This window comes from Pseudophaeobacter flagellatus (assembly GCF_021228235.1).
GTDB lineage: Bacteria > Pseudomonadota > Alphaproteobacteria > Rhodobacterales > Rhodobacteraceae > Pseudophaeobacter > Pseudophaeobacter flagellatus.
This window is the reverse complement of sequence record NZ_JAJQRG010000007.1, coordinates 1-13,089: the sequence shown is the minus strand read 5'-3', so window position 1 is coordinate 13,089 and position 13,089 is coordinate 1. Positions and strand designations below refer to the sequence as shown.

Sequence of the window (13,089 nt, the reverse complement as noted above, 5' to 3'; positions counted from 1 at the left end):
TGCATGGTTCGTGATGCTCGTGGTCCGCCCGATACGGTTTTACCGGTCGGAAAGACCGTTTCTCTTATGCCTCTTTTTTCTGCTACGCCGCGTCCAGTTCCTGCGCTGGCCCGAAAAATTCGTAGAAGATACGGTTCTCGTCAACGCCAGCTGCCCTCAGGCCATTCACAGTCATCGCCATGAATCTCTTTGGACCACATATGTAGTATTCAGCTTGATCTGTATTGGTGTTCCGGGCCAGCCACTCCGGAGTAATACGGCCTTCCACATCGAAGTTCGCTTTTGCCCGGTCTTCGGAACTGGGATCCTCAAAAAATGTAACACACCGGCGGGACAAGGATCTGGCGATATCAGGCATGACGTGATGCCTGCTGTTTTGTGTGGCATGCAGGTAGGTCGCAGAGCGATCGTTTGCGGCCAGAACCTCAAGCATGGAAATCATCGGCGTCAGCCCGACACCAGCCGACAGCAGGACAACCTCGGTCTCAATTCCACTCTTCAGAAAAAACTCTCCGGCCGGTGCAACAGCGTTGACCACGGTGCCTTCGACCGCCTGTTCATGCAACCAGGTGCTTGCCAGGCCTCCTTTCTGGCGCTTGACCGTGATCCGGTAGAAATCATTCGATGGCCCCGAAGAAATCGAATAGTTACGCCGCAGTTTTCCGATTCCGGGCACCTCAAGATCGAAGGACAGATATTGTCCCGGCTTGTGCTTCATCACGTGCTTGTCATCGACAGGTTTCAGGACAAATGACATGACGTCAGCACTCTCCTGGATCCGTCTGTCGACCCGGAATTCCCGCCAGCCCCGCCAGCCGCCCTCTGCCGCTGCAGTTTCCTGATAAAGCTGCTCTTCGCGGCCAATCAGGATATTGGCCAGGAACCAATATGCTTCGCCCCAGGCGCGGATCACTTCCTCAGTCGCCGCTTCTCTGAGAACCGCCTTGATCGCGGCCAACAGAGCGCTGGCGACATGATCATAATGATGGGGTTCGATTTGCAGGCCCACATGCTTGTTTGCAATACGCTCCACCGCTGCGGCCATCACCGGGAGATTTTCGATGTTCTGGGCATAGGCCAGGATCGCGTTGGTCAATGCTGCGTGCTGTGGGGAGTCGCCGTTCTGGTGCGACTGGTTGAACAGTGTGCGGATTTCCGGATCGGCCAGCAGCCTGTCGTACATCTCTATTACAATCTCGCGCCCATGCTGCGCCAGCGCCGGAACAGTCGCTTTTACGGTGTCGATGGTGGTTTGGCTGAGTGGCTGTGCCATTGCATGCTCCTGATTTGTCGGTTGGCAAGCCTGCGGCCTGCTTCGAGATTTTCACCGCCTGAATTATTCAGGTTAGTTGCATGTATGATTGAAGTATTGAAAGATGCAACCCAAATGAATATTAAAAGCGTGATCGGAGCCCCGCATGAAGCTGAACCTGACAACAGATTACGCGTTGAGAATTCTTATTTTTCTGGCGTCCAAGCCCGAAGAGCTGCACTCGATTGAGACATTGAGCCGCATTTACCGTCTGCCGCACAGCTCTTTGATGAAGATCGTCAGCGATCTGGTTCGGCAAGGCTACGTCATGAGCGTTCGCGGCCGCTATGGCGGCATCAAACTCGGACAGGCAGCCAGCGAAATCAATGTGGGGCAAGTCGTACGGCACATGGAGGAAAGCTTCGAAGTTGCCAATTGCGGAGAATGCCTGATCCAGCTCCAATGCGGGCTCCGAGGGGTCTTTGCCGAAGCGGTCAATGCGTTTTTGAGCGTCCTCGACCGCAGCACCGTCGCCGATCTGATCAAAAACAAGGCGGATCTGGTTCCGTTGCTGACATTGTCAGAGGCGGCAGAAGATCCATAACCCGCCTTGTGAACCGGCCAGGGAACCCAAACTGGGTATGCTAGGCCGTCATTCGCTGCGTGGTCCACGAGTGATCGCTAAGCAAATCACCGGTCAGCCTTTCTTTCCCTTTCTCTCGCCTCAAACGCTTTCTTGGCTGCCGTGATCGCGTTCATGCAGGCGGGTACGCCAGCATAGACCGAGACTTGCAGCACGATCTCGACGATCTCCGTGCGGCTCACACCGGTGTTCATCGCAGCCCGCATGTGGAACTCGAGCTGCTCCTGAGCGGTCCCCATGACCGCAAGCATCGCGACCGTCAGCATCTCACGCGTCTTCAGATTGATCCCATCGCGTCCGACGATATCCGCAAACGCATATCCCAAGACAAGCTCTGTGGTGTCGGGGTGGAATGCGTCGAGGTTGCCCTGCACACGCGCCGGCGCCCCTGGTTCGAGACGCTCAAGAACAGAAAGCGCCCGGATCAGCCGATCTGACGTGGGGCTCATGCGTCCACTCCCTTCATGCCTTCCGCAGTGTAGCGGGCACCCGAGACCGGCCGATCAGCGAGGGCCACATCGATCTCTGCGAGGTCGGTGTCCGAGAGCATCACATCCGTCGCTCCTACGTTGTCGCGCAGGTATTTGGTCTGCTTTGTGCCGGGGATCGGGACGATATCCTCTCCCTGAGCGAGAAGCCAGGCAAGCGCTAGCTGCGCGGGCGTGCTTCGTTTCCGCGCCGCCATCACCGCGACGAGATCCGCGATACGGCGGTTCGCCTGCGCCGCATCGTCCTGGAACCGGGGCAGCGAGGCGCGGAAATCTCCCTCCTCGAACCGTCCGTCCTGAAAGCGTCCCGTTAAAAAGCCGCGACCGAGCGGTGAATAGGGCACGAACCCGACACCCAGCTCGCGGCAGGTTGGCAGGACCTCGTCTTCCGGGCCGCGGGACCAGAGTGAATATTCGGTCTGCACCGCCGTCACCGGATGTACGGCATGAGCGCGCCGGAGCGTCTCGGCGCTGACTTCGCAGAGACCAATCCGCGCGATCTTGCCCTCGCTGACGAGGCGCGCGAGCCCCTCCATAGTCTCTTCGATGGGCCGATCCTGCTCCACCCGATGGACGTAGTAGAGGTCGATCCTCTCAATGCCGAGGCGACGCAGCGATCCCTCGCACGCGTGGCGTGCATAGTCCGGCCCGTTGTCGAGACTGCGCCGGTATTCGCCCGGCGCGCGGACGATGCCGAACTTCGTCGCGACCTTCATGGAGGCCGAACTCTCGTTGAGGAAACGCCCGATCAGTTCCTCGTTGTGATGAGGGCCGTACATGTCTGCGGTGTCAAGAAAGTCGACCCCGAGCTCGGCTGCCTCATGCAGAACGCGCAGCGAAGTTTCGTCGTCGCGGGGGCCGTAGAATTCGCTCATTCCCATGCAGCCGAGGCCAAGCGCCGAGACCGTAAGGTCGGTGCCGAGTGTCCGTCGTTTCATGTCGCTCTCCAGTCTTGTTTGTTCGACAGGGAGATGGCATTTCCGGTATCGTTAGTGAATGGTCGGAAATGGCAAAGGGAATTCCAAAAATGGAAAGGAAGACACTGGTCTGGGATGACGTCGCCGTGTTCCTCGCCATCGCCCGTTCAGGCTCGCTCAGCGGCGCGGCCTCGGCGCTCTCCATCGGGGTTGCCACCGTTTCCCGGCGGATCGAACGATTGGAGACCCAGCTCGGACGCCCGCTTTTCCTGCGGCATCACACTGGCTACCGGCTGACTGAAGACGGCGCGGCGCTGATCGAACGTGCCGAGGAGATGGAAGCGGCGGCAAGAGCCTTCGGGACAGGAATGGCCGAGGGGCCGGAGGTTTCGGGTACTGTGCGCCTCGCAACAGCCGAGAACCTCGCGACCACACTTATCCTGCCTGCGCTGCCGCGCCTGCGCAGCGCCCATCCTCGGCTGACGCTGGAGATTGTGACCGACATCGCCACCGTGAACCTGCACCGTCGTGATGCGGACATCGCGCTGCGAATGATCAAGCCCGAACGCGGACATGTGTCGGTGCAGCGGGTGGGAACGCTTGGATACGGGCTCTATGCCGCGCCGTCTTACATGGCTGGCCGCGCGGGCGGTCCCAAAGTCGACTTGGAGCGGGACGGACTGATCGCCTGGGGCGAGGGGTACGGCTATCTTCCCGCCGCGCAGTGGATAGAGCGCGCCCTTCGCGGTCGCGCTCCGACGGTCACGACCACTTCACTGGCAGCTCAGGTGGTCGGCTGCACCTCAGGATTGGGCCTCGCCGTGCTGCCCCACCTGTTGGCGCGGGCGACGGACCTGATCTGCCTCGATGCCGATATAGGCATAGATCAACCGATCTGGCTCGTGACCCAATCCGATCTGACGTCCTCCCGACGTGTGCAGGCCGTGGCGACCTTTCTGCGAGCGGTCGTATCGGAACACCGGGCCGCTTTGAGCGTGCCTCGCACCTCCCGAACCGACAATAATAACCTTCCGAGCGATCGCCATCAGAGCTGTGGCAACGACCAATCGAACTGGGATCAAGTTGGTACTCAGGTACATGCTGATATTCATAAATATCGCGATAGCAAATAGCACTGCCATAAAGGAGCCGAACATCGCCAACAAATCGCTAATCTTTAGGAGCATGAACGGCGGTTCTATGACCCGCTGATAGAGAACATACACCACGTCCCCAATACCCCAAACGATGACCATGACCATAAGGAACGCAAGGATTTTCACCGCCAAGCGAATGATCCAGCGCAAATAACGGATTGTTGAATCCTCGTGCTCGAGATGCAAGTCGTGATCGGGCTCGTAGATGACTTCGTTGTCGCCGTTGTCGGACATTTCTTTTTCAATGTGCTTCAGGGCAAGGCCAAACTCCCCACTGCTCAATGACCGATGTAGTCGACAAGTTGTTCGATATCGAACTCGCGGTCCTGAATGATCCTCTTCATAAGGTCTCCGATCGAGACTATCCCCGCAACGCCATCTTCCGATATCACCGGAAGATGGCGGATCCCCTTCTTGCTCATCAGCGCCATGCATTCCTCAACCGTCGTATCCGGGGTGACGGTGACAACCTCACGGACCATGACGTCGCCAAGAGCGGTCTTCGGAGATGCCTTGCCCTTCAGAAACACGTTGCGCGCATATAGTCTCTCGGTAAAAAGCCCCGCGAGCCGATCATCATCGACAACCATGACAGAACCGATATTTTCCCGTGCCATTAGCCTAAGCGCGTTAATCACCATGTCTTCCGGTGCAAGGCTATGGACCTTGTCTGACTTGGCCTCAAGAATGTCCTGGACGCGGGCCATCCACGATCTCCTTCTCCCGAAGATGATTCTCCTTATATCTCCTTTGAAGACTATCACCAAATAGAGAGCCTGCCATGACGTGAATCAATCTGGTGTCGCTTTCGAAAGCCGGGATTGAGATACTGGACCAGCCTCATGCTGGCTTAAATTCGCGCAGCTCATTGGCTTTCCGAAGGCTGGTCAGGAACCGTGAAGATCTGGCACCATTGACGGCCATCAATGATCAGTCCGAGGGAATCGGGCATTCTGATTACATCGACAGGAGGAGCAAAACCGGAGAAAGATCGCAGGAAAACGTCGCAAGGCGCAGTCCTCGGAATGATGAACCGGGAAAGCAATGAGACTTGTTGATCGGGGCTATCAGGTGATGGCGATAGAACCAGAGGAAACTTGGGAGACTAAGTCAGGACCTGGTAGTCCTATGATTTTGAGCATAATTTCTTTGATGGTCTTGTCCCGGGCATAGCGTGAGTGGCCCGGGACTATTACTGTTTCTTGATGGTTTTTCTGATGGCCGCGATGTTGATGGACATCAATGATCAACCATAAGGAAGCCTCCATAGCTATGGGCGCTGCATCGCGCCACGGACACAATGCAAATTGCGCCGTATCGCACAGTTTGCATTGACAGCCATCAAGCACTTTTTCTGGAGGTTTTACGGGCTTCTTTTTCAAGCCCATGTTCGAGAACGTCATCGACGGTTTCCAGCCAGATGAACTCCAGGACGGTGCGCGCGGCTTCGGGAATTTCGTCGAAATCATGCCTGTTGCGAGCCGGGAGAAGAATGCGCCGCAGCCCTGCCGTGGCCGCAGCAACGACCTTCTCGCGAATACCTCCCACCGGCAAAACCTGACCGCGAAGCGATATCTCGCCCGTCATGGCTGTGTCGCTGCGCAACTTGCGGCCTAGTAGAAGTGAGGCCAGCGCGGCAAACATCGCCGTACCTGCACTTGGTCCATCTTTCGGGGTCGCACCTGCGGGAACGTGAATGTGAATGTCCGAGGTTTCGAACACTTTGGGATCTATGGACAACGAGTCCGCGCGCGCCTTTATCAGCGTCAGCGCGGCCTGTGCGCTTTCGCGCATGACGTCCCCCAATTGGCCGGTCAACTGAAGCGTTCCCTTCCCGGGGGTGCGGCTGGCCTCGATAAACAGGATATCACCGCCCACGGACGTCCATGCCAAGCCGGTCGCCACACCCGGAAGGCTGGTTCGCATCGCTACTTCGTTCTCATAGCGCGGCGCGCCAAGACTGTCTTTCAGGTCGTCTGCCGTCACATGAATTGTCTTGGCCTTGCCCTCTACAATGTCGACGGCGGCATTTCTGAGAACAGCCCCGATCTTGCGCTCAAGGCTTCTGACCCCGGCTTCCCTTGTGTAACTCCGAATGATTATCCGTAGCGCGTCATCCTCGACCGTCACCTGATCCGGTTTGAGACCCGTCGCCTCAAGTTGCGACTTCAAAAGGTGCCGTTTCGCGATCTCCAGCTTCTCGTCTTCCAGATAGCCGGGCAGTGAGATGATCTCCATTCGGTCGAGCAGTGGGGCAGGGATCGTGTCGAGCATATTTGCTGTGGTCAAGAAGACCACATGGCTCAGATCGAAATCGACGCCTAGATAATTATCACGGAAAGCCGCGTTCTGAGCGGGGTCCAGTACTTCGAGAAGGGCCGAGGAGGGATCGCCACCTATTCCGCGACCCAGTTTGTCGATCTCATCAAGCATGAGAACACAGTTTCGAGCACCTGCTCGCCGAATGGATTGTATCACCGTACCCGGCATTGCGCCGATATAGGTCCGGCGATGCCCGCGGATCTCGGCCTCATTATGCACCCCTCCAAGACTGAACCGTGCAAACGCACGGCCCATCGCACGCGCAATGGATTGGCCCAATGATGTTTTGCCGACACCGGGCGGGCCGACAAAACACAGGATCGGGGCCTTGCCAGAGGGGGCCAACCGCCGCACAGCTAGGTATTCGATAATCCGGATCTTGATCTTTTCCAGACCGTAGTGATCGGCATCCAGAATGCGGCGGGCCTCGCCCAGATCGATTTCGGCCTCCTTGGGAGGCTGCCAAGGTAACTCCACCATCCAGTCAAGCCACGTGCGCAACATACCAGCCTCTCCAGACGCGTCAGGCATCCGTTCGTAACGACCCAGTTCTTTGAGGGCGTAGTTCCGAATATCCTCGGGCATTCCAGCGTCCGAAATAGCCTTGGTCAGTTCAGCTACCTCTTGGTCTACTCCGTTTCCGTTCTCTCCAAGTTCTTTTCTGATCGTCTGAAGTTGTTCGCGCAGAACGGCTTTGCGGTGACGTTCGTCGAACGCCTCGCGCGTCTGCTCGCCGATCTCCCGCGTGATGCGCAAAACTTCTAGCTGCCGTGCCAGAAGTTTCGTCGTCTTCTCGATACGTGCCCCGATGTCGAGCGTCTCGAGCAAGTCCTGCCTGTCTGCCAAGGAAAAGTCGGAATAGGCCGCTGCCAGATCGGCCAGCAACCCCGGTTCCGCCATCTGACCGACCGACTCTGCCAGACCGACCGGGGCATCTGGCAGGATCTCCAGAAGCTCCACCACCAATTCACGCAGGTAAAGAAACCGCGCCTCCGTTTCAGGGCGTTTGTCGAGCGCATCGGAAAGATGGATGACACGTGCGATCGGGAAGGGGGTGGTCTTGAGCTGCTCGATAACGCGGAACCGGCCCGTACCACGACAGATCAGATGATTGCCACTGTCGGGGGATGCAACGTAACGCAGGATTTGCGCGGCGCATCCGATCTTGTGGAGGCCCTCGGCATCCGGTGTATTGTCGTTCGGATCGCGTTGCAGAAGAATACCGATCGGCCTGTCCCCGCGCACGGCCTGTTCTACTGCGGTCACGGATGCCGGACGCCCGACCGCAAGTGGAAAGACCGTGCCGGGGAACCCGACAAAGTTTCGGACAGGCAGAATGATCAGGCCATCGTCAGGAATGGCCACCAGATCATTGCCGATTTCAGGCACTGACATTTCCTTTTTTTCCGTCATTTCTGTATCTCCGGCACAGGTTTCTTGAGGTGGATCACGAGATAGCCCTGAACCGCTCTTCGCTTGATGAAAGCACAACCCTCGGGGACCTTCACACGGCGCCCGAAGACACCCCAAGGCAACTCCAGCCGCAATATCCCCGCGTTGCGCCATTCCTCGGGTCGTTGTCTGTGACCCCAAAGCGAAAGCACACCATTCTCCACCGAGATGTTCACGTCTGAGATTTCAACGCCGGGCAAGGCGACATAGGCCACGATTTCTGCCTCAGTCTCGATCAGATCAAGTGGTGGCTCCCAATCACTGGCTTCGCCGAGTTCGAAGCCGAGTCTCCGTAGATCATCGACGCGTGACAATAGGCGAATTGCCTGGGATAGCATGCGATTTTCAGCCGTTTTCGAAGACATGATAAAACCCTTCTGAATAACCATTAGTATTCAGGCATGACATCGAGCTTTGCATTGACGACGGGCAATGCGCTGGCGCGTCGCTTGGTCAAAGTGAATTGTGTTCGCTGATCTGGATGGACCGATATGACCAACGCCGAAACCTCGCAAGCTAAGTCCGGGAAAGCGCTGCGTGAGAACTTGCAGATCGCTGATCGACTGCGCACATACGCGGATCTCTTGGAAAATCAGGGCGATGATAGGTTCCGCATCCGCGCCTATCGCGCGGCGGCGGATCAGATCGAGCAAATGGACAGGTCCTTGCGTGACATCCACCGCGATGGTGGCAGCAAGGCCCTTATTGCCTTGCCCGCCATTGGGCGTGGTATTGCCTCCGCCATCGTGGAGATTCTTACAACCGGAAGATGGGCACAGCTTGAGCGACTGCGTGGCGAGACAACGCCCGAGCATGTCTTCCAAACCGTTCCGGGTGTTGGGCCCGTTCTGGCGGACAGGTTCGCCACGCTGCTGGACGCAGAGGGTCTTGAAGAACTCGAGGCGATGCTCGCAGATCCGAAGATGACAGTGCCCGGTCTTGGGCCGCGCCGTCGCCAGGCGATCTTGGCGGCACTTTCAGGTCGGCTCGAGCCGATCCGGCGCGATCGGAACGCGAGGGCGGATCCGGCCAAAGAACCACCTGTTTCCCTTCTGCTCGAAGCGGATGCCCTATATCGCAAGAAAGATGATGCCGGTGAACTGCGGCAGATCGCGCCGCGCCGCTTCAACCCGGAAGGCGTAGCATGGCTGCCTGTTCTTCATCTGCGCAGGGGCGATTGGCATTTGACCCTGCTCTATTCCAACACGGCGCGCGCCCATGAACTGAACAAGACCAGGGATTGGGTTATCGTCTTCTTCCACCATGGCGATGCGCCCGAGGCGCAACGCACCATCGTGACACAGCGGCACGGGGCCCTTGCCGGTCGGCGTGTTGTGCGCGGTCGTGAGGACGAGTGTGCCCGCTACTACGAAGGCGATTTCGAAGTTGCAGTCTCGCCGGTCTGACCCTCAGGCAGGCCGTGAGAGAGGTGCTCAGGTACTAGGCTGCACAGCCGCCAATGCTATGGGGGGGGCAGAAGGGAGCTGACTGACCTTGTCTCCAATACCCTAGGTGTCTGTGTGTCGGATCAGCTGATCGCACCATCGATCTGTTGTTTCGCTTCCTCCAACAAAACGGCGGTACCCTGTCGCATCAAGCCAGAACCCACGAGTTCAAGGCATTGACGGACGATAAAACGGCACGCATCGAACACGCCTTTGCAGCAACAATGATTTAGATCGAGGTGTTCTGGCGGGCCATTTTGAGTTTCGCGATGGGCGGAGATGGCTTTTTATTTCAGAAACCTGCAACAATAGCTGCCCTCAATTGCGGGGCATGAGGGGGCACCCTTGGATATCGTCGTTGCCCCCGCGCCGGTCTTGACGCGCCATTTTCCGGGCAGGATCGAAAATTTCTAAGTCAGAACGTATGGTTGCATTTTGCATCTATAAAATATTACGCTGGTTCTAGGGGCTGAAAATTGATGGTCCTGCAAATCAAGCGAGTTCGTGCGCACATTCGAATGTGTACTGCATCCATGGGCCCACGCTCTCTCGGGAGGGAAGAATGTTCAAACGAATAATGGCACCGGTCGATTTGGCACATGTTGAAGGGTTAAGGCCCGCGCTCGATTGCACCGCTGATTTGGCAAAACATTACAGCGTGCCGGTTGTATATGTGGGCGTTACCTCGACGGCACCCAGCGAATTGGCACATAACCCAGAAGAGTTTGGTCAAAAGCTGAGCGCATTCGCCGCAGCAGAGGCGGCCAAGCATGCTATCGAAACCTCTGGGCACACTGCCATCGCGCATGACCCGACGATCGAGATCGACCAGGCGCTGATGCGCGCAATCGATGACACCGACGCAGATCTTGTTGTGATGGCGAGCCATGTGCCGAATGTGATGGACCATATTTGGCCGTCCAACGGCGGAAAACTGGCCGAGTACGCGAAATGCTCGGTGATGGTTGTGCGCGCGTAAGGTGTGAAATTAGATAAAAACCAATAGGGAGGCCGAAACATGGCCGAAAGCGAAGATGTCAACATAGGGATACCCGCGCCCGAGGGCGCATCGGATATCATCGATACCGAATACGAGATCGGTCAGGACAATATTGAAAAGCAGTTCGGGCCATTCGGCCTGGATATTCACAACCCGGTCTTTCTGATATCGGGCCTGTCGGTGGTGGCCTTCGTCGTCTATGCGCTACTGGCACCGGAGCAGGCAGCCGAATTTTTTGGCTGGCTACGGCCTGCTTTGACCTCGACTTTTGACGGGTTCTTCCTGATGGCGGCGAATATCTTCGTCATCTTCTGCCTCTTTCTCATCGTGTCACCCTATGGTTCCGTCCGGTTAGGCGGGGCCGATGCCACGCCTGATTACGGCTATGCTGGTTGGTTCGCGATGCTTTTTGCCGCGGGCATGGGAATCGGGCTGATGTTCTTTGGTGTTCTGGAACCTGCCTATTACTTTGGCACCCCATGGGGGGATGAACCTTTGGGCGCGGTGCGCCCGTTCACCGAGGGTGGCGCGCTTATCCCGGAAAACGTGGAGGCCGCAAAGCGCATGGCGCTTGCTGCGACCTCTTATCACTGGGCACTGCATCCCTGGGCGATCTACGCGGTTGTTGCCCTCTCACTAGCGCTGTTCAGCTATAACAAAGGTCTGCCGCTTTCCATCCGTTCGGCTTTCTATCCGATCCTGGGCGAACGTGTCTGGGGCTGGTGGGGTCACATCGTTGATATCGTTGCGGTGTTCGCCACGCTCTTTGGCCTGGCGACATCGCTTGGTCTGGGGGCGCAACAGGCCAATGCCGGGCTAGAATTTGTCTACGGCATTCCAACGAGCGTGACGGTTCAAGTCATCCTGATCATAGGTATCACCATGCTGGCGCTGATCTCGGTGGTGCGGGGGCTCGATGGTGGCGTCAAGATTCTGTCCGAAATCAACATGGTGGTGGCGATTGCGCTGCTCCTCTTTGTGATTTTCGCTGCAGGGGCCGTTGGCATCTTTACCGATTTTGGCAATACGCTTGTGGCCTACGCGCAAGAAATCGTGCCGCTGTCCAACCCCTTTGGTCGTGTGGATGATGGCTACCGTGAAGGCTGGACCGCGTTCTACTGGGCGTGGTGGATCAGCTGGTCACCTTTTGTCGGTATGTTCATTGCACGCGTGTCGCGTGGCCGCACTGTGCGGGAATTCCTGGTCTGTGTGCTGATCATTCCATCTTTGGTCTGCATCTTCTGGATGGCTGTCTTTGGCGGGACTGCGATCAACGACATGATCGCGAATGTCGACGTCAGCGCGGTAAAGGCGAACGTGATTGATGCCTACAAGCCGGAATTGTCGCTGTTTGCGATGTTGGCAAGCCTGCCGCTGGCCTCGATCACGTCGACCATTGGTATCGTGCTGGTGATCGTGTTCTTCGTCACATCGTCCGACTCTGGCAGCCTTGTAATCGATACCATCACAGCCGGTGGCAAGGTCGATGCACCAATACCGCAGCGTGTGTTCTGGTGTACCTTCGAAGGCCTGGTGGCCATTGTGCTCCTTCTGGGTGGCGGCCTCGTGTCGTTGCAAGCGATGGTGATCTCAACTGGCTTGCCTTTCACCGTCGTGTTGTTGGTGATGTGTTGGTGCATCTTTAAGGGCCTCATGCAAGAGCATAAGCATGTCTGAAACGTAGCATTGAACGGGCGCGGCGACGCGCCCGTTCCCACATGCAGGGCTGTCTGCGGTTAGCGCCACTGGGGCAGTTTAAGGTGATTTGATAAGGGAAGGTTTCTGGCACGCCATACCCGCCAAGGAGTGGAGGTGAGACAGAAACCCGGAACGCGAAGAGCGACGGTGAGAAGGGTATTCAGCACATCCACCGAGCGAGCCGCAAGCAGTATTCTGCCGTCCATGACCAGACATCCACCATCTTTCATCCGAAGCGTCACCGAACTTCCGTAGCATCCTATCGTCAGGCCAGGCCTGGCCTGACGGGTTGAGCTTGCGGAGCGATTATGCCGCCGAATTGCCCGCACAACGGCCGCACTCTTCTTGACCTGGCCTTGTCTGAACAACATGGCAAATCCCCTTCAATGAAAATCCCGGCTCGGGAACAAGCGTTTGGCCTGTTCGCGCGGGTGATGGGCGGCGGGTTTGTGGCGTGCTCTGGGGGCGTCGTCGGTCTGGGGCTGGGTGATGCCCATCCGTCAGGATCGCCGCAAGCTGTAGGGGCTGGTCGAAAGCGGGTGATGTCCCCGTGGTTTCAAGGTCGTAAAATGCAAACATACGTGACTTCTACCGTATCCGTCCGGTTTCCCCGCTCTAACGGCGCGATGGAGTGTTTGATAGTGTCCACCATCGATAGTGGACATCATGGGGCACTCTATGGCGGGCAAGAAGGGTCAGAAGAAGCGGTTTTGGT

General features: G+C 57.3%; 13 protein-coding genes and 1 pseudogene. 6 read left to right on the top strand and 8 right to left on the bottom strand.

All coding sequences use genetic code 11. The features are described 5' to 3' along the window. Positions 1-82: 82 nt before the first annotated feature. Complete coding sequence (gene hmpA, locus LRK71_RS13605; RefSeq protein WP_232404374.1) at positions 83-1,273, bottom strand: NO-inducible flavohemoprotein; 1,191 nt, start codon at positions 1,271-1,273, stop codon at positions 83-85. Between the two features lie 145 nt (positions 1,274-1,418). Between hmpA and LRK71_RS13600 the strand changes: the two genes are divergently transcribed. Next, a complete protein-coding gene (locus tag LRK71_RS13600; RefSeq protein WP_232404373.1) occupies positions 1,419-1,856 on the top strand; it encodes an RrF2 family transcriptional regulator in 438 nt (145 codons plus the stop codon). Positions 1,857-1,942: 86 nt separating this feature from the next. On the opposite strand, the gene LRK71_RS13595 is transcribed toward LRK71_RS13600, so the two are convergent. Together LRK71_RS13595 and LRK71_RS13590 are read right to left on the bottom strand one after the other, a co-directional pair. Continuing rightward, the gene (locus LRK71_RS13595; RefSeq protein ID WP_232404372.1) at positions 1,943-2,344 is read right to left on the bottom strand and encodes a carboxymuconolactone decarboxylase family protein; all 402 of its coding nucleotides are present in this window, start codon (positions 2,342-2,344) and stop codon (positions 1,943-1,945) included. Beyond that, entirely contained in the window at positions 2,341-3,321 is a 981-nt protein-coding gene (locus LRK71_RS13590) for an aldo/keto reductase (RefSeq protein WP_232404371.1), read from the bottom strand. Before LRK71_RS13590 ends, LRK71_RS13595 begins: the two co-directional genes overlap by 4 nt. Before the next feature lie 89 nt (positions 3,322-3,410). Between LRK71_RS13590 and LRK71_RS13585 the strand changes: the two genes are divergently transcribed. Beyond that, the gene (locus LRK71_RS13585; protein ID WP_232404370.1) at positions 3,411-4,433 is read left to right on the top strand and encodes a LysR family transcriptional regulator; all 1,023 of its coding nucleotides are present in this window, start codon (positions 3,411-3,413) and stop codon (positions 4,431-4,433) included. Here LRK71_RS13585 and LRK71_RS20555 read toward each other — a convergent pair. From LRK71_RS20555 to LRK71_RS13565, 5 genes and pseudogenes are all read right to left on the bottom strand, one after another. Further along, a pseudogene (locus LRK71_RS20555) lies at positions 4,374-4,556 on the bottom strand (phosphate-starvation-inducible PsiE family protein); the annotation flags it as partial. The gene LRK71_RS13585 and the pseudogene LRK71_RS20555 sit on opposite strands and share 60 nt — an antisense overlap. 179 nt (positions 4,557-4,735) lie before the next feature. Next, positions 4,736-5,164, bottom strand: a complete 429-nt coding sequence (locus LRK71_RS13580; protein ID WP_232404369.1) for a CBS domain-containing protein — start codon at positions 5,162-5,164, stop codon at positions 4,736-4,738. A 360-nt stretch (positions 5,165-5,524) separates the two neighbouring features. Continuing rightward, positions 5,525-5,860, bottom strand: a complete 336-nt coding sequence (locus LRK71_RS13575) for a hypothetical protein (protein ID WP_232404368.1) — start codon at positions 5,858-5,860, stop codon at positions 5,525-5,527. Continuing rightward, positions 5,799-8,192, bottom strand: a complete 2,394-nt coding sequence (lon, locus tag LRK71_RS13570) for an endopeptidase La (RefSeq protein ID WP_232404367.1) — start codon at positions 8,190-8,192, stop codon at positions 5,799-5,801. The genes LRK71_RS13575 and lon overlap by 62 nt, the downstream gene beginning before the upstream one ends. Then, on the bottom strand, positions 8,189-8,596 hold the full coding sequence (locus LRK71_RS13565; RefSeq protein ID WP_232404366.1) for an Hsp20/alpha crystallin family protein: 408 nt from the start codon (positions 8,594-8,596) through the stop codon (positions 8,189-8,191). The genes lon and LRK71_RS13565 overlap by 4 nt, the downstream gene beginning before the upstream one ends. Before the next feature lie 126 nt (positions 8,597-8,722). On the opposite strand from LRK71_RS13565, the gene LRK71_RS13560 reads away from it, so the two are divergent. From LRK71_RS13560 to LRK71_RS13545, 4 genes are all read left to right on the top strand, one after another. Further along, entirely contained in the window at positions 8,723-9,637 is a 915-nt protein-coding gene (locus LRK71_RS13560) for a nucleotidyltransferase family protein (protein WP_232404365.1), read from the top strand. 601 nt (positions 9,638-10,238) lie between these two features. After that, a complete protein-coding gene (locus LRK71_RS13555) occupies positions 10,239-10,655 on the top strand; it encodes a universal stress protein (protein ID WP_232404364.1) in 417 nt (138 codons plus the stop codon). A 39-nt stretch (positions 10,656-10,694) separates the two neighbouring features. Then, a complete protein-coding gene (locus LRK71_RS13550) occupies positions 10,695-12,353 on the top strand; it encodes a BCCT family transporter (protein WP_232404363.1) in 1,659 nt (552 codons plus the stop codon). Between the two features lie 329 nt (positions 12,354-12,682). Further along, on the top strand, positions 12,683-13,089 hold a 407-nt coding region (locus LRK71_RS13545; RefSeq protein WP_232404362.1), incomplete at its 3' end, for a hypothetical protein.